The organism is Enterobacter roggenkampii (assembly GCF_001729805.1).
GTDB lineage: Bacteria > Pseudomonadota > Gammaproteobacteria > Enterobacterales > Enterobacteriaceae > Enterobacter > Enterobacter roggenkampii.
The window spans coordinates 1,612,657-1,634,218 of sequence record NZ_CP017184.1 but is presented as its reverse complement, the minus strand read 5'-3'; the positions used below and the strand labels follow the sequence as shown (position 1 = coordinate 1,634,218).

23 protein-coding genes are annotated in these 21,562 nt (G+C 55.5%); 15 read left to right on the top strand and 8 right to left on the bottom strand.

The genetic code is table 11. The features are described 5' to 3' along the window. Positions 1-242 precede the first annotated feature (242 nt). A complete protein-coding gene (gene yccA / locus BFV67_RS07505; RefSeq protein WP_021240844.1) occupies positions 243-902 on the top strand; it encodes an FtsH protease modulator YccA in 660 nt (219 codons plus the stop codon). A gap of 56 nt (positions 903-958) precedes the next feature. Here yccA and BFV67_RS07500 read toward each other — a convergent pair whose 3' ends face one another. Continuing rightward, positions 959-1,435, bottom strand: a complete 477-nt coding sequence (locus BFV67_RS07500) for a hypothetical protein (protein ID WP_008499906.1) — start codon at positions 1,433-1,435, stop codon at positions 959-961. Continuing rightward, the gene (locus BFV67_RS07495) at positions 1,432-2,184 is read right to left on the bottom strand and encodes a winged helix-turn-helix domain-containing protein (RefSeq protein ID WP_008499907.1); all 753 of its coding nucleotides are present in this window, start codon (positions 2,182-2,184) and stop codon (positions 1,432-1,434) included. The genes BFV67_RS07500 and BFV67_RS07495 overlap by 4 nt, the downstream gene beginning before the upstream one ends. 308 nt (positions 2,185-2,492) lie before the next feature. Here BFV67_RS07495 and BFV67_RS07490 point away from each other — a divergent pair, with 308 nt between their 5' ends. The 6 genes from BFV67_RS07490 (at position 2,493) to tusE (ending at position 8,727) form a co-directional block, all read left to right on the top strand. Continuing rightward, positions 2,493-3,236 carry a fimbrial protein gene (locus BFV67_RS07490; RefSeq protein WP_045334753.1) on the top strand — a complete coding sequence of 248 codons (744 nt, stop codon included), beginning with the start codon at positions 2,493-2,495 and terminating at the stop codon, positions 3,234-3,236. 75 nt (positions 3,237-3,311) lie between these two features. Then, the gene (locus BFV67_RS07485; RefSeq protein WP_021240847.1) at positions 3,312-3,818 is read left to right on the top strand and encodes a CS1 type fimbrial major subunit; all 507 of its coding nucleotides are present in this window, start codon (positions 3,312-3,314) and stop codon (positions 3,816-3,818) included. A gap of 72 nt (positions 3,819-3,890) precedes the next feature. Further along, a complete protein-coding gene (locus tag BFV67_RS07480; protein WP_069598092.1) occupies positions 3,891-6,608 on the top strand; it encodes a TcfC E-set like domain-containing protein in 2,718 nt (905 codons plus the stop codon). Between the two features lies 1 nt (position 6,609). Beyond that, positions 6,610-7,767, top strand: coding sequence for a CfaE/CblD family pilus tip adhesin (locus BFV67_RS07475; RefSeq protein ID WP_069598091.1), 1,158 nt, complete (start codon positions 6,610-6,612; stop codon positions 7,765-7,767). 10 nt (positions 7,768-7,777) lie between these two features. Beyond that, a complete protein-coding gene (locus BFV67_RS07470) occupies positions 7,778-8,329 on the top strand; it encodes a LuxR C-terminal-related transcriptional regulator (RefSeq protein ID WP_008499912.1) in 552 nt (183 codons plus the stop codon). Between the two features lie 68 nt (positions 8,330-8,397). Further along, positions 8,398-8,727: a sulfurtransferase TusE gene (tusE, locus tag BFV67_RS07465; RefSeq protein ID WP_008499913.1), complete on the top strand. Its 330-nt coding sequence runs from the start codon at positions 8,398-8,400 to the stop codon at positions 8,725-8,727. On the opposite strand, the gene yccX is transcribed toward tusE, so the two are convergent. The 3 genes from yccX to BFV67_RS07450 are packed head-to-tail and all read right to left on the bottom strand — an operon-like array spanning position 8,724 to position 10,373. Continuing rightward, on the bottom strand, positions 8,724-9,005 hold the full coding sequence (gene yccX / locus BFV67_RS07460) for an acylphosphatase (RefSeq protein WP_008499914.1): 282 nt from the start codon (positions 9,003-9,005) through the stop codon (positions 8,724-8,726). The two genes, tusE and yccX, sit on opposite strands and share 4 nt — an antisense overlap. 11 nt (positions 9,006-9,016) lie before the next feature. Beyond that, a complete protein-coding gene (locus tag BFV67_RS07455) occupies positions 9,017-9,805 on the bottom strand; it encodes an AraC family transcriptional regulator (RefSeq protein WP_069598090.1) in 789 nt (262 codons plus the stop codon). 10 nt (positions 9,806-9,815) lie between these two features. Continuing rightward, positions 9,816-10,373: a kinase inhibitor gene (locus tag BFV67_RS07450; RefSeq protein WP_069598089.1), complete on the bottom strand. Its 558-nt coding sequence runs from the start codon at positions 10,371-10,373 to the stop codon at positions 9,816-9,818. Positions 10,374-10,546: 173 nt separating this feature from the next. Here BFV67_RS07450 and rlmI point away from each other — a divergent pair, with 173 nt between their 5' ends. Then, entirely contained in the window at positions 10,547-11,737 is a 1,191-nt protein-coding gene (gene rlmI / locus BFV67_RS07445) for a 23S rRNA (cytosine(1962)-C(5))-methyltransferase RlmI (protein ID WP_021240853.1), read from the top strand. Between the two features lie 60 nt (positions 11,738-11,797). Beyond that, entirely contained in the window at positions 11,798-12,115 is a 318-nt protein-coding gene (gene hspQ, locus BFV67_RS07440; RefSeq protein ID WP_008499919.1) for a heat shock protein HspQ, read from the top strand. Positions 12,116-12,152: 37 nt separating this feature from the next. On the opposite strand, the gene BFV67_RS07435 is transcribed toward hspQ, so the two are convergent. Then, entirely contained in the window at positions 12,153-12,566 is a 414-nt protein-coding gene (locus tag BFV67_RS07435; protein ID WP_046091814.1) for a CoA-binding protein, read from the bottom strand. A 173-nt stretch (positions 12,567-12,739) separates the two neighbouring features. Between BFV67_RS07435 and csgI the strand changes: the two genes are divergently transcribed. Together csgI and mgsA are read left to right on the top strand one after the other, a co-directional pair. Beyond that, complete coding sequence (gene csgI, locus BFV67_RS07430) at positions 12,740-13,402, top strand: curli synthesis inhibitor (RefSeq protein WP_008499921.1); 663 nt, start codon at positions 12,740-12,742, stop codon at positions 13,400-13,402. 80 nt (positions 13,403-13,482) lie between these two features. Further along, the gene (gene mgsA / locus BFV67_RS07425; protein WP_008499922.1) at positions 13,483-13,941 is read left to right on the top strand and encodes a methylglyoxal synthase; all 459 of its coding nucleotides are present in this window, start codon (positions 13,483-13,485) and stop codon (positions 13,939-13,941) included. 59 nt (positions 13,942-14,000) lie between these two features. Here mgsA and helD read toward each other — a convergent pair whose 3' ends face one another. Beyond that, positions 14,001-16,055, bottom strand: a complete 2,055-nt coding sequence (gene helD / locus BFV67_RS07420) for a DNA helicase IV (RefSeq protein WP_069598088.1) — start codon at positions 16,053-16,055, stop codon at positions 14,001-14,003. Between the two features lie 123 nt (positions 16,056-16,178). Between helD and BFV67_RS07415 the strand changes: the two genes are divergently transcribed. Beyond that, complete coding sequence (locus BFV67_RS07415) at positions 16,179-16,625, top strand: YccF domain-containing protein (RefSeq protein WP_008499924.1); 447 nt, start codon at positions 16,179-16,181, stop codon at positions 16,623-16,625. 19 nt (positions 16,626-16,644) lie between these two features. Continuing rightward, positions 16,645-18,807 (top strand): YccS family putative transporter, encoded by a 2,163-nt coding sequence (yccS, locus tag BFV67_RS07410; protein ID WP_032651202.1) that lies wholly within the window; start codon positions 16,645-16,647, stop codon positions 18,805-18,807. Here the strand turns inward: yccS and BFV67_RS07405 are convergent. Next, positions 18,764-19,390, bottom strand: a complete 627-nt coding sequence (locus tag BFV67_RS07405) for a TfoX/Sxy family DNA transformation protein (RefSeq protein WP_069598087.1) — start codon at positions 19,388-19,390, stop codon at positions 18,764-18,766. The genes yccS and BFV67_RS07405 overlap by 44 nt on opposite strands. A gap of 217 nt (positions 19,391-19,607) precedes the next feature. Between BFV67_RS07405 and sulA the strand changes: the two genes are divergently transcribed. Both sulA and ompA read left to right on the top strand, forming a co-directional pair. Then, positions 19,608-20,117, top strand: coding sequence for an SOS-induced cell division inhibitor SulA (sulA, locus tag BFV67_RS07400; protein WP_023618859.1), 510 nt, complete (start codon positions 19,608-19,610; stop codon positions 20,115-20,117). Positions 20,118-20,471: 354 nt separating this feature from the next. Then, on the top strand, positions 20,472-21,527 hold the full coding sequence (gene ompA / locus BFV67_RS07395; protein WP_023292865.1) for a porin OmpA: 1,056 nt from the start codon (positions 20,472-20,474) through the stop codon (positions 21,525-21,527). Positions 21,528-21,562 lie beyond the last annotated feature (35 nt).

Below are 21,562 nucleotides of genomic sequence, written 5' to 3'. Positions count from 1 at the left end.
ACGATCCGGAAATAACTCTTAGCGGCCTTATGGTAATAACGCAATAATTTTCAGTAACCTATAAGAGGTTGATCTGATTAATCGCGTCAAACCGCTGTTCATACTGGTGAAACGTATTTATGCAGATGAAACAACCAGGTCCCGCGCTAACCTGCTGAGTAAAGATGGGTAAAACCACTTTGAGAGTGACGCGCCGTTTCCTATTCTTTCCGTTAATTACATCTGTCATAAGAGAGTGACTCATGGATCGTATAATTACTTCCTCACGCGACCGCACATCGCTACTCAGCACCCACAAGGTGCTGCGCAATACCTATTTCATGCTCAGCCTGACGCTGGCGTTTTCGGCGATCACCGCCACCGCCAGCACCGTGCTGATGCTGCCGTCTCCGGGGCTGATTCTGACCCTGGTGGGCATGTATGGCCTGATGTTCCTGACCTACAAAACCGCTGACAAACCGGTCGGTATTCTGTCCGCGTTTGCCTTCACCGGCTTCCTGGGCTACATCCTGGGGCCAATCCTGAACGCGTATCTGTCCGCCGGAATGGGCGATGTGATTGGTATGGCGCTGGGCGGCACCGCGCTGGTGTTCTTCTGCTGCTCGGCCTACGTGCTGACCACGCGTAAGGACATGTCCTTCCTCGGCGGCATGCTGATGGCGGGTGTTGTGGTGGTGCTGGTGGGTATGGTGGCCAACATCTTCCTGCAGCTGCCTGCTCTGCACCTGGCGATCAGCGCCGTATTTATTCTGATCTCTTCCGGCGCGATCCTGTTTGAAACCAGCAACATCATTCGCGGCGGTGAGACGAACTATATCCGCGCCACCGTGAGCCTGTATGTGTCGCTGTACAACATCTTCGTCAGCCTGCTGAGCATCCTGGGCTTCGCCAGCCGCGACTAAGCTGACCTGCTGAAACAAAAAGGAGAATGCCCCCGGCATTCTCCTTTTTTTATGCCTTAATCACCCCGGCAAATATAGGTGGGGTAACGCCGGTCCTGAATCAGCCATACGGAAGGCGAGAGTTCAGAGATCGTGAGATAGTAGCGTGCGGTCGGGCTGGCAAAGCTTCCCCACTGGGCATCAGGAGTGTTGTCATTGTGTCGACGCCAGGTCTTGGTGTAGCTCAGGACAATTACCTTATCATCGTCCCGTCGCTCCCACGTAAAATCCACGTCCCTGTCAACGATCAGGCTCTTACCTTCAGCCTTTGCAGCGCCTTTGTAGGTGGTCAGGCCGGTGCCGTTACGATGAAAATAGAACTGGGCAACGGCATTGACCTTCACTTCATTTGCCTTTCCTTGATTGCGCGTAAAATTAAACTCGGTGCTGCAGGCCAGCGCATCGCGCTTATAGGCTCCGCCGGTGTAGATAAAGAGCGCAAACGCCCCGCCAACGACTGCGCCACCCAGTCCGAACAGAAGTCTGTTTTTCATTCTTCCGCCCCGCTTTTATAGCGAATAGTTTTACACAGGCTGGCTTCACTCACCGGGCAGGCGCCGATGAAAACCTCATCGGCGGCGGCAAGCGAAAAGCGGGCGCTGAAATAATAAATGTTGTACTCCTCGCGCTCGCACGCGACGTTATTTTTCTTCAGCAGCTCGGCCAATTTTGATAACACCAGCGGTCGGCCATGATCGTTGATCACCCAGAGCCGACAGCCAGCTATTTTTTCCTTAACGGGTTTGAGTGTTGCGGGTACGGTTATCTCAAGCTGTCGGCTAAAAAACAGGCTAAACCCCACGACTGACGTCGTTAATACCGCTAAAACCAGCCACCACTTTTTGGATAAACGCTTATATCCTGACGGCTGCTCAACGGACGGCTGAGATACTTCGGGCGTGACGCTCTCTGCGGGCTTAAAAATAACGTCGGCGTCAAAGCGGAATCCAAACCGGGGCACGGTCACGATATAGTCGTGGCTGTCGCCCAGGGCGTGGAAGCTTTTGCGTAATTCACTTACCGCCTTATTGAGGTTATTTCCCGACGGCGTAAAGCCGAACTCCTCCCACACGCGAGTGATCAACTCTTCCCGGCTCAGGTCGCGCCCTTTATGACGAATAAACTCCTGTAAAAGACGAACGGCCGGAGCCGAAAGCGTTAATACAGACTCGGGTTGCCCAACAATACTTATTGCATGTGCTTCAGGATCGAATAACAACGAATTATTGCATATAAAAAACATCTTTTATTCTCGGCTGTTACCGCATGCTTTTTAATCCCTGATACAACGACAAGAAAATCGCCTCCTGAACTGATTGTTTTTTCATCAGAAGGAGTTTTCTCCCCATCCCGGGTCGCGGTATTTTCGCTTAACTATACAACCTTAAAGCCAGGAAAGCAGGATAAAAAACTGTATATAACGAGTTAATTAATACAAATTTTCACAAACCGCTGTTCTGGTTAAAGTTTCCCTGCCCTGAAGCAATACGTTAGCAGAGGGTGTCCCGTTGTGAATGCGCCGGGAATGAACTCAACGCAGGCGGACAGAAAGTGAAACAGAAAAATAGTGTGAATAAGACAACTGCCTTTTATATCGCCGCGCTGTCATTGCCATTTTTCTCAGAAATGGCACTGGCCAATATGAGCGTGTATCCCATGGAACTTAACGTGGATAAGTCCGGTGCGGCGCAAATTAAGGTGGCGTCAAAAACGGATGATATTCAGTTCATTCGGGTGAGGCAAAAGAAAATTCTTAATCCCGGCACGCCCCTGGAAAAAGAGATTGATGTGGCCTCGTGGAAAGAAGGTGGCGTTGTTGTCACACCGGAAAAATTCGCCCTTGCGGCAGGCGCAATGCGCGTGGTTCGCCTGGTATCGCTTGCACCACCGGAAAAAGAGACGACCTGGCGCGTCTATTTTGAAGGCGTAAAGCAGCCTGACAGCATTATTCCGGGCAAGGCAGAAAGCCCTGCGGCGACGGCAAGACTGGGCGTCAATGTGATCTGGGGCGCCCTGATCCATCTCGCACCGGAAAAAAGCGTGGTTTCACTGACGATTGACCCTCTCAGAGGAACGTTAAAAAACAACGGCACGTTGCGCGTGCCGCTCAGGGAGATCGGTGTTTGTGATGCGGATTCATCGTGTAGATGGATTAAAGAAGACGCGACGATTTATCCGGACACCGAACGTAAATTAAAAACGCTCACGAAGGTACAAGGCCAGAAATATAAATTCCGCTACTTCAACTGGCTGAATAAAAGCGCTGAAGAAGCTGATTTACCCGTCGTGCAATAACACGACGTCACCGTAAAAACCCCACAGGGTTTGATTAAAGAGCCAGGGTGCTCATTTGTAAATATGGAGATATCAATGCGTAAGTACTTTAAACCTCTGATGATTGTTGCCGCGATGACCACGTCCGTTAGCGCGCTGGCGATTCAAAAAGATATTACCGTCAACGCCAGCGTTGATTCACAGCTGGATATGACTCAGGCCGATAACACGCCGCTGCCGGCAAGCATCGATATGCAGTACCTGCCTGGCCGCGGTCTGGAAAGCTACCGTCTGAATACCAAGGTGTGGTCTAACTCCGCCACCAGCAACGTGAAAGTCCGTCTGGTGAGCGCCGCGAAGCTGGCGAATGCCGACGGTGCTGAAACCATCCCTATGACGGTGAAGCTGGGCGATAAAACCCTCTCTACCGCAGATGTTGAATACACCGGTACCGAACTGTTCCCGGGGAGCATTGAAAACGGTTCTGCGGTACTGCCGCTGACCATTTCCCAGACCACCAAAGGCATTCTGAAAACCGGTCAGTACAGCGGCGTTGTCAGCCTGATGCTGACGCAGGCGACGACCACGGAAGGCGGTGCGTAACACCACAGCACCTAAGGAATAACGTCAGAGGGTGCCCACCCTCTGACGTCAGGATGATGTCGAGGCTCGTTCATGGCGTTTCACAGAAATACTCTCCTCTTTGTTGCTTTGTTACCCGCTTCCATCCAACTCGCCTGCGCCGGGCTGGCCGTCCCACCAGGTTTTGAAGATCTGGCAAAGACACAGCGCCTGTGGACCGAGGTGAACCTCTACGGCGAATCGCTGGGCCTTTTTGAAACGGATATCACGCTTGAAACGGTAAGCTTTGTCGCACCTGAGACCGTGGTAGCGGCCATCAAACGCCGGTTTAATGACGCCCCATCCCTCGTTGCCACCGTCTCTGCCGCGCTGGCCGTTCCGCTTGCCCGTAACGGCAACCTGGCCTGCAGCAGCAACGGCTCCGCAGCGGGCTGCGATTACATCGATACCGATCGCGCGGCCATTATTTATGACGAGAATAACGCCCGCATTAACCTGTTCCTGGACAAGAAATTTCTGCCTAAGCAGACGGCAGAGAACGCATGGTATCAGCCCACGCACGGCACCGAAAATGCGCTGATCCATCAACAAAACATTAACTTCGTTGCCGACAGGGATTATCAGTCGGCTACCGTGCAGGGCAACGGCGCGCTGGCGCTCACCCAGGACGGCTATGTGAATCTCGACTGGACCTGGCTGGGGCAGCGTTCACGGCACCAGCAGCAGCAGGAGGTCACCGTCAACAACGCCTGGTTCCGCCAGGATATCCTGCGTCAGTACTACGTCCAGGCAGGCGAGATGGATACCCGCGATCTGTTCAGTAACGCTGGCGGAAATATCACCCTCAGCCAGCTGCCGCTGGGCAAAATTCGCGGCCTGCGCACGGGTTCAACACGGGCGTGGATGAACCCGGTTCAGCAGTCGAAGGGAACCCCTGTTACCGTGCTGCTTTCCCATGACGCGCGTATCGACGCCCGCCGGGGCAACCAGCTGCTGGCGAGCTTCTATCTGAATGCCGGGGCGCAAACCCTTGACACGCGATCGTTCCCGGACGGGAGCTACACCGTGACGCTCTCCATCTATGAAAATAACCGGCTGACGCGCACCGAGCAGGTGCCGTTTACCCGAACCGGCATTACGCCATTTGACCGCGTCGAGTGGTTCCTGCAGGCGGGCGAAACCGATAATAGCGATCAAAACGAAGAGCGCCGCGCGGTTGCGCAGGCGGGCGTTCGTTTGCCCGTCACCCCGACGCTGGCGCTGACCAGCGGCGCAACGTTCAAGAAAAACCAGCGTTTCCTGGAGAACGCGCTCGACTGGAGCCGGGGCTTCAACGCGGGCCCGATCGATGGCGTGCTGAGTACCCGGTTTAGCTACCTCTACGGCAGCGAAGGCCAGCGCGGCAATATTCAGCAAATCAGCTACAACGACGGTTTTTCTTTGAGCGTCTATCGCAACGCGTTATCCGCTGAAAACTGCAACACCCAAAGCGCGGGATTTGACGCCGTGAACGGCTGTTATCGCACCCTCTCGGTGATGTTCTCCGTCCCGGTCGGCGCCTGGTATGCGAGCCTGGGGTATTCGGATAACCGCAACGAAGGCCGGTACGTTTCACGCCGGGAGCTGCCGGACAGTGACGATCGCCACGATGCGGGTTTGCCGTGGGAATCGGTCTATATGACCCGCTCGCGCACGCGGGCCTGGCAGGCTGGCCTGAGCAATGCCTTCAGCACCCATGGCCTGAATATTAACAGCAGCATTAACCTGTTCATGCGTAACGATGACGCCCGCGAAGGCAGGGATAAAGGCGGCTACCTGAGCGTGAGCCTGTCCATGGCGCATAACCGCCAGGGCGATGCGTCAAGCTACACCTCTCTGGGCGCGACATGGCAGCACCAGCAACGTGAAAAAAACCAGCTGAGCTACAACGTGGCGCATAACTGGTATGCCGATGCCCGCGGCGAAAATGAGTACGGCCTCAGCGCGTCGGGCATTAACAGCGACTCGCTGAATGCCTCAGCCTATACGCGCCAGGGAGGACGATATGGCAACGGGAGTCTGACCGTCAGCGACGCCTGGGATCGTCAGGATCGTCGCCATACGCTGAGCAGCAGCGGCAACTACAGCTCGACGTTTGCACTGTCCCGCTCTGGCCTTTGGCTGGGCCGCTGGAGCGACGGTCGCCCTGCTTCCGCCGTCGCGGTGAACGTGACCACGCCGGAAGATGCTCAGGATCCTCGCGTCGCCGTGTCGCTGGATAACGGCGGCAGTGCCGATATTCCAGGCAATAGCCGCGCCCTCTTCGCGGTGCCGGGCTATCAGCAGACAACGTTGACGATTAACGAATCGCTGGATGTCTCCCGGGGAGCCAGCAGTGAAATCACGCAAGGATCGGGCAGCAGAACGCTGTTTATGGTGCCTGGCAAACTGCTGCGCCGGGACGTGCAAACCACCGCAAGCTACACCTGGCTCGGCCAGTTAACCGACGAGCGTCATTTGCCGTTTATCGGCGGCGTGCCGCTGAACGTGAACGGCTGGAGCGACCTTGGCAACGGCGGGTTTAGCGCCCAAAGCGACGCCCTGCTGCATCACCTCTACCTGGTGCGTCAGCAGCAGTTTTATCAGTGCGCGCTGAACGTGAAGAGTATGCGCGACGTGGTGCGTTATGTCGGGTCGATCCCCTGTAAGGAGTTAACCTTCTCCGCCCTGCCGGATGCCGTCCAGCAGCAGGCACAGCTGATGCTGGCAGGACGGTCGGTCCCTGCTGGACCGACTGCCATGAACACCGATAGCCTCACTAAAGGGAAATGATGTGATTAAGTGCCTCTTTATTTTTCTGTTCTTAAGCCTGTGGGCCAGCCAGACGCTGGCAGGCGCTCCCGCGGGACGAAATACCAGCGTAGGGATCAGCTTCGATCGCACCGCGCCGCCCGCGCGTTTTGACATCTGGTTTCATGAATCGGGCGGCTTTGACGCCGCCGATCCGCAAAAGTGGGGGCGCAATACCCTGACCTGTCAGTCCCGTACCGATACCACGAACGGCGCCTGCATGAACTCACCGGTCTGGTTCTCGGCGAACCCGGCCGCGCCTTATGCCATCAATTTAGCGTTTACCCATTCCCTTACCGGCAAGACGGTGAATATCAAGGTGTATGGCGATCACTACATGTTTATCAACAATAAAGTGTTCACCTTTGCCAGCTTTGTCACGGGAGGGACGACGGAAATTGCTAACTGGAACAGAGAGCCCTACTTCGATTTCTATATCGTGAAAAGCGAACTGGATAAGCTCGCCCTGCCGGGGATCTGGACCGCCACGCTGAAGCAGAACCTGCGCCAGTGGGGAAGCGCCGACTGCGGCGGCAACTTCAATGACGTGAATGTCGGCTGTCCTGGCTATCTCACCATCGCCAAATGGCAGGCAAATATTCGCATTGAGGTGGTCGACCCGGGAAACCAGCAGATTTATCTGCCAGCCTTTCCGCACTCCACGCCCATCGTTAACCTCAACCTGACCAACTTCCCGGGGCGCCCCGGGGGCAGCGAGATCAAGGGGGAAAACACGCTGGATATGTGCCTGTACGACGGCAAAAACAGCACCAGCACTCGCGCCTATCTTCGTTTTGAAGATGACGGGCTTCCCTCTGCGGGACGTGCCGAAGGCGCGTTTTCTATCCGGCGGCGCGGTGGAAGCCAGACGGATGCGCGGGACCGTCTCGACTATCAGGTCTTCGTTACCCATCCCGTCACAGGCGCAACCGAAACCGTCGCGAACGGTAAAACCGTAGTCTGGCAAGGCACTAACGATCCACAGTATCTGCGTCAGGTCGTGCTGCCCGGCGGACGCGAGAGCGTACTGTGCATTCCTGCACCGATTATCCTGAAAACCCCCGCGTTCGCCGCCAGCAGTAAAAACGCGGGCGACTATACCGGCACGCTGCGCGTCATCTATACGCCCAGCACGTTATAACGAGGTCACCGTGAGTTACGCCATTCTCGACAATAATCGATTTTACGCCGAAGGACTGCGCTATGCGCTGCTGCGTCGGGGCGTTCAGTTAGAGGTCCAGAGCGATACCGTACAATGGCAGCCAACGCTGCTTACCCGCCGCGTGATTGTCGTCCGCTGCCGTTTTTCCGTGGCGGCGACGCATCAGGCGCTGATCAATATTTTGCTCAGGCTGGAAGCCGCCCGCTGGAAAGGCAGCCTTTATCTGGTCTGCAACGAAAAGGGGTGGGCGCTGGCGACGCATTTACGCAAGCGTTTCAGTACGCTAACGCTTTATATCATCGACGACAGGATCGCCGTTGCCGATGCGGCGTATTTGCTGGCAAAAGAGCCACGTCGCGTTCGAAGCCTGGACTGCTGCCTGACCGTTCCTGAATTCAACGTGCTCGATCTGATGCTGACCGGGTTGCCGGTCCGCCACATTGCCATCGTGACGCACATGTCGGAGAAACAGGTTTCAACCCATAAATGCAACGCGCTGAAGAAGCTCAATGCCAACAACCTGCTTCAGTTGCTCCTGTAGGTCACGGTTTATCCTGAGCCCGCTTTTTTGCTACACTGTCGCCGATTTTTCACCTACGACAGAAGATTATGTTCATTTTTGCAGGCCAGGAAATTGAGACCGATAGCGAAGGCTATCTGAAAGATACAACGCTCTGGAGCGAACCGCTGGCGGAGAAAATTGCGGAAAACGAAGGGATTACTCTTTCCCCCGAACACTGGGAAGTGGTGCGTTTTGTGCGCGAGTTTTATCTCGAGTTCAACACCTCTCCGGCCATCCGCATGCTGGTCAAGGCGATGGCCAATAAGTTCGGTGAAGAGAAAGGCAACAGCCGCTATCTCTATCGTCTGTTCCCGAAAGGTCCGGCAAAACAGGCCACCAAAATTGCCGGCCTGCCTAAGCCGGTGAAGTGTATTTAATACCGAATACCGAAGTTGACGTATTCGCGCCCCGGTTGATGGGGTTCCGTTAAGACCTTATCAACCCGCGCGCTGCGCGGCCCACCCGCTTTCAGCCACGCCACCAGCTTGTCAACCTGCTCCGCTTCGCCGCAGGCGACCACCTCAACGCTGCCGTCATCCATGTTGCGCGCGTATCCCGTTAGCCCAAGCTCAATCGCTTCGCGCTGGGTACTGTAGCGGAAACCCACGCCCTGAACGACGCCGTGAACCCAGGCAATAGTGCAGACTTTAGACATTCTTCTTCTCCTTAACGTAGCGTTTTCGGCAAACAACCGTAGTGCTGCCGGAAACGGGCGGTGAAACGAGAGCTGGACAGATACCCACATTGTAATGCGATTTCGCCGATCGGTAATCGGGTTGACTGTAACTGTGACAAAGCCACGGCCATCCTCACCTCCTCGACAATCTGGCGAAAACTCTGTGATTCCTCGCGTAACCGTCTGCGCAGCGTCGGCACGCTCAGGGCCAGACGGCTGGCGACGTCCTGCGCGGTCCAGGCTCTGGCGGGCGACAGCATGATGAACTGTCGCACCTGCTCGGTCAGGTTATTGCTTCGCTCGATAAGCAGCGGGCCTGCCACGCCGTCATGCAGCAATGCCAGCAACAGACCGAAGGCCTGATGTTTTTGCAGCGCCTCCGGTAAATCCTGACGCACGGCGTGCAGCAGGTTATCCCACATAAACGCCAGCCCCTCGCTCAGCGGAGCGCAGAGCGAATGCAGCGTCGTGCGCGGCCAGGATTTCAGGTAATGCGCTTTAAACTCGGCAACGATTTCCGGCGATAACATCAGCAAGTCCGAGTGAAACAGACCGTTTGCAGGCTGATTGATGATCTCCATTGCCGTATTTGCAGGGATAATGATGAGTTCATCCCGGGTGGCCACCAGGCGGTTATCGTCCTGCACAATCACCTTACTGCCGTGAGTGATATGGCAAATCGCCGGGAAAAAGAGCTTAACCTGGTGCAGGCGATGCATTTTGCTGGCGGTCACTTCACCCGCCGTCAGGTGTTTATGTCGAAAATGGAACTCCTGCACCGGTTCATCCTTATCTGCTGTAGGTTGCGGTTAACTGCGCCTTTGCCAGAACGTGACTATTAAGCATAAAGCCGACCAGCGCGCCGCTGGCATTGTTGTCGATGGGTAGGGTATCCACGTCCAGCGCCCAAACGGTCATCTGATAGCGGTGAGGCTTATCGCCTGCGGGCGGACATGCGCCGCCGAATCCAGAATAACCGAAATCATTACGCCCCTGCACAGCGCCAGCAGGTAATTTTTCGCCATTTGGGTTACCGGCATCAGCGGGCAGCGTCATTGTCTTCACGGGAATGTTGGCTACTGTCCAGTGCCACCAGCCGCTGCCGGTAGGCGCATCCGGGTCATAGACCGTAATGGCAAAACTTTTCGCACCCGCGGGCGGATTTGTCCACGCCAGCTGCGGGGACTGGTTACCGCCGTGGCAGCCGAATCCCTCAAACACCTGCTGTGGCGCTAACCGCCGGTCGCCGGAAATATCCCGGCTGGTCATGCTGAAAGGCGTTGCGGCTAAAACCTGAAAACTCATTGCCGTCAGAGCGGCTATTGTGATGACACTGCACTTTTTCATGGGTATTTCCTTTGCTGAACTGGAATCCCACTGTATATCCCGCCGCAGTGCCGTAATGTGCTTAAGCGATTTGATTTTGTGCCGAAACGCTCAACGGCATCCGCAGATGATTGCGCCTTGCTGAATGTGCTACTCTACGCGCCATTTCCCTGAAATCGACAGAACAGCAAACTATGAGTGTACGTTTAGTGTTAGCCAAAGGGCGCGAGAAATCCTTACTGCGCCGTCATCCCTGGGTCTTTTCCGGCGCGGTTGCCCGTATGGAAGGCAAAGCCAGCCTCGGTGAAACCATTGATATCGTGGACCACCAGGGGAAATGGTTAGCGCGAGGCGCCTACTCGCCAGCCTCCCAGATCCGCGCGCGCGTCTGGACATTCGATAAAGACGAAACCATCGACATCGACTTCTTCGTCCGCCGTCTGCAGCAGGCGCAGCAGTGGCGCGACTGGCTGGCTAAACGCGACGGGCTGGACAGCTACCGCCTGATTGCCGGTGAGTCTGACGGCCTGCCGGGCGTGACCATCGATCGCTTCGGTAACTTCCTGGTGCTGCAGCTCCTGAGCGCCGGGGCGGAATACCAGCGCGCTGCGCTGATTAGCGCCCTGCAAACGCTGTTCCCGCAGTGCGCCATTTACGACCGCAGCGATGTGGCGGTGCGCAAAAAAGAAGGCATGGAGCTGACTCAGGGGCCGGTCACGGGTGAACTGCCGCCTGCCCTGCTGCCAATTGAAGAGCACGGCATGAAGCTGCTGGTGGATATTCAGGGCGGGCACAAAACGGGTTACTACCTTGACCAGCGCGACAGCCGTCTCGCGACGCGTCAGTACGTTGCCGACAAACGCGTGCTCAACTGCTTCTCCTACACCGGTGGGTTTGCCGTTTCGGCGCTGATGGGCGGCTGTGCCCAGGTGGTCAGCGTGGATACCTCGCAGGAAGCGCTGGACGTGGCAAAACAGAACGTCGAGCTGAACAAACTGGACTTGAGCAAAGCCGAATTTATACGCGACGACGTCTTCAAGCTGCTGCGTAAATACCGCGATCAGGGCGAGAAGTTCGACGTCATCGTGATGGATCCGCCAAAGTTTGTGGAGAACAAAAGCCAGCTGATGGGCGCCTGCCGCGGATATAAAGATATCAACATGCTGGCTATCCAGCTGCTGAATCCGGGCGGAGTTTTGCTCACCTTCTCCTGCTCCGGCCTGATGACCACAGATTTATTTCAGAAAATCATCGCTGATGCCGCAATAGATGCTGGCCGTGATGTACAATTTATAGAGCAGTTCCGTCAGGCAGCCGATCACCCCGTGATTGCTACCTACCCGGAAGGACTGTATCTGAAAGGGTTTGCCTGTCGCGTCATGTAACTTGAAAAGAGAAATATTGCCCGCACATAACGTGTAAGTCGTATTTCCCGGGAGGTGACTATGATTGCCAGCAAATTCGGTATCGGCCAGCAGGTCCGCCACACTTTGCTCGGGTATTTGGGTGTGGTCGTGGATATCGACCCGGAGTATTCCCTTGATGAGCCGTCAGCAGACGAGCTGGCGGTGAACGCAGAGCTTCGCGCTGCACCCTGGTACCATGTGGTGATGGAAGGTGACGACGGGCAACCCGTCCACACCTACCTTGCCGAAGCGCAGCTAAGCAGCGAGCTGCAGGAAGAGCATCCGGAGCAACCCACTATGGATGAACTTGCTCAGACTATCCGCAAACAGTTACAGGCTCCGCGCCTGCGGAACTAAGCGTGTAAAAAAAGCCCGATGAACGGGCTTTTTTTTATTACTTCGCCAGCCCCAGACGGGGGATGTCGATCGCCGGACAGCGATCCATGACGACGTTCAGCCCCGCATCCCGCGCCAGCACGGCAGCCTGCTCGTTAATCACGCCCAGCTGCATCCACAGCGTTTTCGCCCCGACGGCGATAGCGTCCTGCGCCACTTCCCACGCCGCCTCGGAATTACGGAAGACATCGACCATATCAATTTTTTCCGGCACGTCAGTGAGCGTGGCATAACCCTGCTGGCCCAGTAAGGTTTTCCCGGCCACTTTTGGCGAGACCGGGATGACGTGATAACCCTGATCGAGAAGGTATTTCATCACCCGATAGCTGGGACGATCGGGTTTATCGCTCGCGCCCACCAGCGCAATGGTACGCGTGGATGTCAGAATCTCGGCAATATCGTTCTCTTTCATGGTTTTTCTCCTGGCTTTTTTAAAAGTGTACGCCAAACCGCACATCTCAACCATCCATCCCATACCGATGCATGAGGGCAAAACGGCCAAATATGTCTATATGTTAGTAAACGTGATTATCGAAAAATTTAGATACATTAATGCGGCGACAGGATTTCTGACGGGAGCCTTCTATGAAAACCGGTATTGCCACTGCTCTGATTGCGTTAGTGATGCCGGTCTGCGTTTTTGCGACCACGCTCCGGCTCTCTACCGATATTGATCTTCTGGTACTGGACGGAAAAAAGGTCTCCAGTTCGTTATTGCGCGGTGCGGACAGTATCGAGCTGGATAACGGACCGCATCAGCTGGTATTCCGCGTAGAAAAATCGATCGGTCTGGCCAATCACGAGCAAAGGATGTATATCTCCCCGCCGCTGATCGTCAGCTTTAATACCCGGCAAATCAGTCAGGTGAATATTACCCTGCCACGCCTTGAAACGGAGAAGGAATCAGCGGCCTTCGACGCGTCTCCCCGCATTGAACTGCTGGACGGGGATGCGATGCCGATTCCGGCGAAGCTGGATATTCTGGCGCTGACGACTTCACCGAAAGGTCCGGACTACGAGGCCGCGACGCAGACCTATAACAAAGCCGGTAAACGCGCGTCGCTTCCTCAGTTTGCCACCATGATGGCCGACGACAGTACGCTGCTTTCCGGCGTCTCTGAACTGGACGTCATTCCTCCCCAGTCCCAGGCCCTGACGGAACAGCGCCTTAAATTCTGGTTCCAGCAGGCCGATGCCGACACGCGGGCCCGGTTTTTACAATGGGCAAAACAACAACCTTCATCATAAGCCACATTTTTTACGCCTTTCTCTTGCAGCGTCAGACGGTTCCCGTCATCGTGTAGGCAGTTAACCTGATGGATATGATTATGGAACTGACAACACGCACGCTCCCGGAACGCAAACACATTGCTCTGGTGGCGCACGATCACTGTAAACAAATGCTGCTTAACTGGGTTCGCCGCCATCAGTCTTTGCTGGAAAAGCACGCCCTGTCGGCGACCGGCACCACCGGTAACCTGATCCAGCGCGAAACGGGTCTGGAGGTAAACGCCATGCTGAGCGGCCCGATGGGCGGCGATCAGCAGGTCGGCGCACAGATTTCCGAAGGGAAGATTGATGTGCTGATCTTCTTCTGGGACCCGCTAAACGCGGTTCCGCACGACCCGGACGTCAAGGCCCTGCTGCGCCTGGCGACGGTGTGGAATATTCCGGTGGCGACAAACCTCTCGACGGCGGATTTCATCATCGAATCGCCGCAGTTTAACTCGCCGGTAGATATCCTTATTCCGGACTATCAGCGTTATCTTTCAGAGAGATTGAAGTAGCTTTTTTTGCCGGGTGGCGGCTACGCCTTACCCGGCCTACCCATCCTTACCCTTCGTCGTTATGGCTTCCGCGCCACCGGCACATCAATACTCTTCAAAATATCGACAAACACGGATGGCTCTTCTTTATTGAACAGCAGCCACACGCGATGGCGCGCGCGGGTCATCGCCACATACAGCAAACGCCGCTCTTCGGCATCCGGAAAGTCTTCCGGCACCGGCAGCAGGGCCTGCTCCATGACCGACTCGCGGGCCGGGGCCGGGAAACCGTCGCTCCCCTCTTTCAGCCCCAAGACAATCACATAGTCGGCCTGCTGCCCTTTGCTGGCGTGAATCGTCATAAATTCAAGCTGCAGCTTCGGCCAGCGGGTGGCCGCCTTTTCCAGCGCCTCGGGTTTGAGGTGATGGTATCGCGCCAGCACCAGGATACGTTCATCAGGCTTCGCGTAGCCGCTGAGCTTGTCCAGCAGCGGTTCCAGCTGGTCTTCCGCCAGCAGGGTGACCGCTTTTTTATCCCCTGCCCGCAGGCTATTGAGCGGCTTGGCCAGCTGATGCGGGTTCTGCTGGATAAAGCGGTTGGCGATTTCACCAATCCGTGAATTGAAGCGGTAGGTGGTGTCCAGATCGCTGCGATCGCCTTCGCCAAAATAGTGGTGGAATGCGGTCGTCAGCGAAAGCTGCGCCCCGCTGAAGCGATAGATGGCCTGCCAGTCGTCACCCACCGCAAACAGCGAAGTATGCTTATTTTGCGCCCGTAGCGCCGAAAGCAGGGCTGCGCGCTGCGGAGAGATGTCCTGGAACTCATCCACCAGAATATGTTTCCACGGGCTGACAAAGCGCCCCTTCTCCAGAATGATGATGGCCTGGTGGATTAGGCCGGAAAAATCGACGGCATTTTCCGCTTTCAGCGCGGTTTTCCAGGCCTTCAGCAGCGGCGCCATCAGCTTGACCCGCTTCGAAAACAGATCGCGGATCGCCTCCGGCGCGCTTTCAATCATCTCTGCCTGCGTTCCGCCGTGCATTCGCATCAGGCTGACCCAGCGGTCAAGCCGTGAACCCAGCCGACGCGCCAGTTTGTCATCCTGCCAGAAGCTGCCCTCCGGCACGTCCCAGTTGAGTTCCTCCTCGAGCCACTGACGCCACCCTTTCGCCTGCGCCTTTTTCTCACTGCACTGCTGGCGCCACGTTTTGATAAACAGCGCCTGGCGCGCCTGCGCGTCGTTTTCCAGTTTACTGATAGCAGGCACTTTTTTACTGCCCTGCTGAATAATATGCAGGGCAAGGGCATGGAAGGTTCTGGCCGTGATATCCCGGGTATGCAGACGTTCCTGGATCCGTTCGTCCATCTCCTGGGCCGCCTTGCGGCCAAAGGCCAGAAGCAGAATTTGATCGGCGACCGCTTCCCCGGTCGTCAGCAGCCAGCCGGCACGCGCAACCAGCACCGACGTTTTACCGCTACCGGCCCCCGCCAGCACCAGCAGCGACTGCTCGCCGTTGACCACCGCGCGCGCCTGAGCCGGATTAAGCGGAGAAGACTCCACCGTACTGAAAAAGTCGGCGTATTGGGTGAGCATGGCGTCCGTCCAGGCCTGATTATGGGCGAGTCGGCTTTTATCCTTATCATTCAGCCAGGCCTGGCACTGGCGCCAGGCGTCGCGACAATTGTCAAACTCCTCAAGACGCGCCACGGATAACGGCAGCGCCGAGAGTGCCTGCCGGATCTTTTGCTGCAACCCGGCGGTCTGCTGACGGGTGAGCCACGAATGCTGCGCGTTGCTTTGCGCGATATCGTCCAACACCTTTTGTAGCACTCCGGCGGCAATCACGCTCATATCCTGACTCCACTGCTGCCAGAGCGCGTTCAGGTGATGGTGGAAACGCTGGGTTTCTGCCCACTCGGTGCCGTGAAGACGCACGACTTTATCGTCAGGCAGTACGAACTCGAGTTCGCCCCACACCAGCCCGCGTTTGCAGTGGATAGCCAGAAGCTGATTAAACGGAATAAGGTATTCGTGGCGTTCTCCAGAGACTTTTACCCCGGCATTAAGGAGAACCACCCGGTCGTAAGGGTGTTGCGCCAGACGTTTGCCTAACGACGTTGCTTTCAGTTCCATGTTCCGCCAAATCCACGAAGAGATAATTTACCTGACAGTGTAACTGCCAGTTTTAAGGTGCTCCAGCCTAAAAAAACGTTACAATCATTGGGCGTTAATTTTATCGAAAGGAAGTGAGGGTTTATGCGTACCGTTCTGAATGTGTTGAATTTTGTGCTGGGCGGTTTTGCCACCACCCTTTCCTGGCTTTTTGCCACGCTGGTGAGCATCGTCCTGATTTTCACGCTCCCCCTGACTCGCTCCTGCTGGGAAATCACAAAACTCTCCTTCGTCCCCTACGGGAATGAAGCCATCCACGTTGACGAGCTGAATCCGGAGAGCAAAAACGCCCTGATGAATACGGGGGGTACCCTGCTTAACATTCTGTGGCTGATTTTCTTCGGCTGGTGGCTCTGCATCATGCATATTTTTGCGGGGATTGCGCAGTGCATCACGATTATTGGTATTCCGGTGGGGATCGCGAACTTTAAGATCGCCGCTATCGCTCTTTGGCCCGTCGGGCGCAGGGTTGTTCCGGTCGAAGTGGCCCAGGCGGCGCGTGAAGCCAATGCGCGTCGTCGTTTTCAGTAACTAAGGACTGGCCGCGTTTATGCTAAGCCCACTGCTTCGCCGTTATACCTGGAACAGCACCTGGCTTTATAACGTCAGGATATTTATCGCACTTTGCGGCACGGTTGCCCTGCCATGGTGGTTGAATGACGTCAAGCTCACCATCCCGCTCACGCTGGGCGTCGTGGCCGGGGCGCTGGCGGACCTGGACGATCGTCTGGCCGGGCGTTTACGCAACCTGGTCATCACGCTCGTCTGCTTTTTTATTGCGTCAGCGTCCGTTGAGTTACTTTTCCCCTGGCCCTGGCTGTTTGCCCTGGGTCTGACGCTCTCAACCAGCGGGTTTATTTTGCTGGGCGGCCTTGGGCAGCGCTATGCCACTATCGCGTTTGGCGCCCTGCTGATCGCCATCTATACCATGTTGGGCGCATCCCTCTACGACCAGTGGTACCAGCAGCCGGTTCTGCTGTTGCTCGGCGCCATCTGGTATAACCTGCTGACCTTAACCGGTCATCTGATTTTCCCTGTTCGCCCTCTGCAGGACAACCTTGCCCGCAGCTTTGAGCAGCTAGCCCACTATCTGGAACTGAAATCCCGGCTGTTCGACCCGGATATCGAGGAAGAAAGCCAGGCGCCGCTCTACGATCTGGCGCTGGCAAATGGTCAACTGGTCGCCACCCTTAACCAGACAAAAGCCTCTCTGCTGACCCGTCTGCGCGGCGATCGCGGTCAGCGCGGAACGCGAAGAACCTTACACTACTATTTTGCTGCCCAGGACATTCATGAACGCGCCAGCTCCTCGCACGTCCAGTATGCCGCCCTGCGAGAGAAGTTCCGCTACAGCGACGTGATGTTCCGCTTCCAGCGCCTGCTGTCCATGCAGTCCCAGGCGTGCCAGCAGCTCTCGCGCTCCATTCTGCTGCGCACGCCTTATCAGCATGACCCACGTTTTGAACGCGTCTTCAGCCATCTTGACGCGGCGCTCGACCGCGTTCAGGCCAGCGGAACGTCACCGGAACACATTAAAGCGCTGGGCTTTCTGCTGAACAACCTGCGGGCAATTGATGCACAGCTGGCGACCATTGAGTCCGAGCAGGCGATGGCGCTTCCGGGCAGTGAGGTCGACAATCAGCTTGCTGATGACAGCGTGCACAGTTTTAGCGATATGTGGCTTCGCCTGAGCCGCAACTTTACCCCGGAGTCGGCGCTCTTTCGCCACGCGGTGAGAATGTCGCTGGTGCTGTGCGTGGGTTATGCCTTTATCCAGATAACCGGGCTGCATCATGGCTACTGGATCCTGCTGACCAGCCTGTTCGTCTGCCAGCCGAACTATAACGCCACCCGACACCGTCTTGCGCTGCGCATTATCGGCACGCTGGTCGGCGTCGCAATCGGCCTGCCGGTGCTTTATTTCGTGCCTTCCGTCGAAGGGCAGCTGATTCTGATCGTGATCACCGGCGTGCTGTTTTTCGCGTTTCGCAACGTGCAGTACGCCCATGCCACCATGTTCATCACGCTGCTGGTGCTGCTCTGCTTTAATCTGCTGGGTGAAGGGTTTGAAGTCGCCCTGCCCCGCGTGATTGATACGCTGATTGGCTGCGCGATTGCCTGGGCCGCGGTCAGCTTTATCTGGCCGGACTGGCGTTTTCGCAATTTGCCGCGCGTGGTAGACAGGGCGATGAATGCCAACTGTCGTTACCTTGACGCTATTCTGGAGCAGTACCACCAGGGCCGCGATAACCGTCTGGCTTACCGGATAGCACGTCGCGACGCGCATAACAGTGATGCTGAACTGGCCTCCGTTGTCTCTAACATGTCAACGGAGCCGCGCGCCACGGCTGAGATTCGTGAGACAGCGTTCCGCCTGCTCTGCCTTAACCATACCTTCACCAGCTATATTTCGACGCTGGGGGCCCACCGCGAGAAGCTCACTAACCCGGCGGTTCTCAACCTCCTCGATGACGCCGTCTGCTATGTCGATGATGCGCTTCATCACCGCCCGGCCGATGAACCGCGCGTTCGACAGGCTCTGGATGAACTGGCTCAACGCATTGCGCATCTTGACCCGGGAAATGACAGCAAAGCGCCGCTGGTTCTTCAGCAGATAGGCCTGCTGATCGCTCTGCTGCCTGAAATTTGCCGGCTGCAACAGCACATCGCTACCTGGAGGAACGACTCTCCTGCGGCTCAGGCAGCGCATTAAACCACTCCGTCAGTTCCCGGCGGATACCTGCCGGGAGCGCCGCCTCATGCAGCCCTTCGATAGCCCCTTCCAGCGCAAAGAGCACTTTTATACTGAGTGCCTTATTCTTTGCCCGCATCTTCAGCCAGCTCACTCTGGCGCCCAGCGCCCGCAGCGTTTCTTCATTGGTGATACCGGCTTCAAAGAGCAAAACTTCAAGCTGAAAGGTCAGGTTCGGCAGATCCTTAAGACGGGTTCGTTGATGACGCCGGTAGCGCTCTTTCCTTGCCGCACTGAGTGCAAACGAGGAGAGCTGAAGCAACCGCTCCCTGTCCTGCCATAATCCGTCATCCACACGATAATAGTTGAGCAGCACCGGGCGGCCTCGCTTCATCAACGTCAAGAAGGAGGAAGCATTTTTTACACAGTATTTTGCACTCTCTTCACACGCGCGAAGGTAAAGTTCGCCATCGGACACCATGGCAAAGACCGCATCATCGACCGCCAGGGTGTAACCGCCAAACAGCGCGCGATGATGAATCTCGCCCAACGGAGAGAGGTATTCCTGGGATTTATAAATCCGTTCATAAGATATCTTTTTCATGATATTTCCCTTCAAAATCATAGGCTAACAACGAAATTTCTTACTAGCGGATCCGTTAGCAGGAAAATAGGCAACTTATCGTCGTTGAGCAAGATGATTTTTCGAGGGGCATCAAGATTGAATGAATTTTGCGAGTCGCTTTCCGAAAATGAGGTTGATCTTTGGGCATACAGGGGTTACTGTATATCCATACAGTAACTACAGGGCTGGAATGAATATGCACACTTCAGGCTATGCAAATCGCGCAACCTCTCTCTCTTCTGCCGCAGGCAATGTCGCGCAGAATTCCGTCGAGCGTGTTTCCACAGGGCTTATCAGTGAAGTGGTTTATCGTGAAGACCAGCCCTTGTTAACGCAACTTCTTTTACTGCCATTATTACAACAGCTCGGTCAGCAATCACGCTGGCAGCTTTGGCTCACGCCTCAGCAAAAGCTGAGTCGCGAGTGGGTTCAATCCGCAGGCCTTCCGCTGACCAAGGTCATGCAGATTAATCAACTTTCGCCTTGCGATACCGTTGAGTCGATGATCCGCGCGTTACGCACAGGAAATTACAGCGTGGTGATTGGTTGGTTACCGGAAGAATTGACGGAAGAGGAACATTTCCGACTGACTGAAGCCGCTGAAGAAGGGAATGCGATCGGGTTCATTATGCGTCCGGTTCGATCGGATTCTTACCGCAGAGGACAACTTTCAGGGCTAAAAATTCACTCAAATTTGTATCATTGAGTGAAATTAAGATTTTTCCTGGAATTTTTTTTGACCGCAAGATGGGATTTTAGTTCCCGGCCTTAAAATTGCGGCAAGGCTTGTCTGGTGCGGTTCTCCTTAATTTTATTGCACAAAATTCGTTCAAAAAATGTTAAATAATCGGTATACGGAACTTTTTTTTTCATATGCCTGACGGACTTCACACTTGTAAGTTTTCAGCTACGTTGTAGACTTTACATCGCCAGGGGTGCTCGGCCTAAGCCGAAGATATCGGTAGATTTATATTTGACCACGCCCCCCGGTGAAGGATTTAACCGTGATTCTCTCTTGAGACTTTCATGGCGAATTTTGGATGATAACGAGGCGCAAAAAATGAAAAAGACAGCTATCGCGATTGCAGTGGCACTGGCTGGCTTCGCTACCGTAGCGCAGGCCGCTCCGAAAGATAATACCTGGTATGCAGGTGGTAAACTGGGCTGGTCTCAGTTCCACGACACCGGCTGGTACAACAGCAGCCTGAACAATGATGGCCCAACTCACGAGAGCCAGCTTGGTGCAGGTGCGTTCGGTGGCTATCAGGTTAACCCGTATGTTGGTTTTGAAATGGGTTACGACTGGTTAGGTCGTATGCCATACAAAGGCGACACCGTAAACGGCGCTTTCAAAGCACAGGGCGTTCAGCTGACCGCTAAACTGGGTTACCCAGTAACTGACGATCTGGACGTGTACACCCGTCTGGGCGGCATGGTATGGCGCGCTGACTCCAGCAACAGCATCGCTGGCGACGACCATGACACCGGTGTTTCCCCAGTATTCGCTGGTGGCGTTGAGTGGGCTATGACCCGTGACATCGCTACCCGTCTGGAATACCAGTGGGTTAACAACATCGGCGACGGCAACACCGTTGGTGTTCGTCCAGACAACGGCATGCTGAGCGTAGGTGTTTCCTACCGTTTCGGCCAGCAGGAAGAAGCAGCACCAGTTGTTGCTCCAGCGCCGGCTCCAGCTCCAGAAGTACAGACCAAGCACTTCACTCTGAAGTCTGACGTTCTGTTCAACTTCAACAAAGCGACTCTGAAACCAGAAGGCCAGCAGGCACTGGATCAGCTGTACACCCAGCTGAGCAACCTGGATCCTAAAGACGGTTCTGTAGTGGTTCTGGGCTTCACCGACCGTATCGGTTCTGACGCTTACAACCAGAAACTGTCTGAGAAACGTGCTCAGTCTGTTGTTGATTACCTGATCTCTAAAGGTATCCCAGCTAACAAGATCTCCCCACGTGGTATGGGCGAAGCTAACCCAGTTACTGGCAACACCTGTGACAACGTGAAAGCTCGCGCTGCACTGATCGACTGCCTGGCTCCAGATCGTCGCGTAGAGATCGAAGTTAAAGGCATCAAAGACGTTGTAACTCAGCCAGCGGCATAAGTTATCGTCTTATAAAAAAACCCCGCAATGCGGGG

Excerpts from the sequence above, each read along its gene's own strand:
- yccA (WP_021240844.1), top strand. The coding sequence starts at position 243 with ATGGATCGTATAATTACTTCCTCACGCGACCGCACATCGCTACTCAGC.
- BFV67_RS07500 (WP_008499906.1), bottom strand. The coding sequence starts at position 1,435 with ATGAAAAACAGACTTCTGTTCGGACTGGGTGGCGCAGTCGTTGGCGGG.
- BFV67_RS07495 (WP_008499907.1), bottom strand. The coding sequence starts at position 2,184 with ATGTTTTTTATATGCAATAATTCGTTGTTATTCGATCCTGAAGCACAT.
- BFV67_RS07485 (WP_021240847.1), top strand. The coding sequence starts at position 3,312 with ATGCGTAAGTACTTTAAACCTCTGATGATTGTTGCCGCGATGACCACG.
- BFV67_RS07480 (WP_069598092.1), top strand. The coding sequence starts at position 3,891 with ATGGCGTTTCACAGAAATACTCTCCTCTTTGTTGCTTTGTTACCCGCT.
- tusE (WP_008499913.1), top strand. The coding sequence starts at position 8,398 with ATGTTCATTTTTGCAGGCCAGGAAATTGAGACCGATAGCGAAGGCTAT.
- yccX (WP_008499914.1), bottom strand. The coding sequence starts at position 9,005 with ATGTCTAAAGTCTGCACTATTGCCTGGGTTCACGGCGTCGTTCAGGGC.
- BFV67_RS07450 (WP_069598089.1), bottom strand. The coding sequence starts at position 10,373 with ATGAAAAAGTGCAGTGTCATCACAATAGCCGCTCTGACGGCAATGAGT.
- rlmI (WP_021240853.1), top strand. The coding sequence starts at position 10,547 with ATGAGTGTACGTTTAGTGTTAGCCAAAGGGCGCGAGAAATCCTTACTG.
- hspQ (WP_008499919.1), top strand. The coding sequence starts at position 11,798 with ATGATTGCCAGCAAATTCGGTATCGGCCAGCAGGTCCGCCACACTTTG.
- BFV67_RS07435 (WP_046091814.1), bottom strand. The coding sequence starts at position 12,566 with ATGAAAGAGAACGATATTGCCGAGATTCTGACATCCACGCGTACCATT.
- csgI (WP_008499921.1), top strand. The coding sequence starts at position 12,740 with ATGAAAACCGGTATTGCCACTGCTCTGATTGCGTTAGTGATGCCGGTC.
- mgsA (WP_008499922.1), top strand. The coding sequence starts at position 13,483 with ATGGAACTGACAACACGCACGCTCCCGGAACGCAAACACATTGCTCTG.
- helD (WP_069598088.1), bottom strand. The coding sequence starts at position 16,055 with ATGGAACTGAAAGCAACGTCGTTAGGCAAACGTCTGGCGCAACACCCT.
- BFV67_RS07415 (WP_008499924.1), top strand. The coding sequence starts at position 16,179 with ATGCGTACCGTTCTGAATGTGTTGAATTTTGTGCTGGGCGGTTTTGCC.
- yccS (WP_032651202.1), top strand. The coding sequence starts at position 16,645 with ATGCTAAGCCCACTGCTTCGCCGTTATACCTGGAACAGCACCTGGCTT.
- BFV67_RS07405 (WP_069598087.1), bottom strand. The coding sequence starts at position 19,390 with ATGAAAAAGATATCTTATGAACGGATTTATAAATCCCAGGAATACCTC.
- sulA (WP_023618859.1), top strand. The coding sequence starts at position 19,608 with ATGCACACTTCAGGCTATGCAAATCGCGCAACCTCTCTCTCTTCTGCC.
- ompA (WP_023292865.1), top strand. The coding sequence starts at position 20,472 with ATGAAAAAGACAGCTATCGCGATTGCAGTGGCACTGGCTGGCTTCGCT.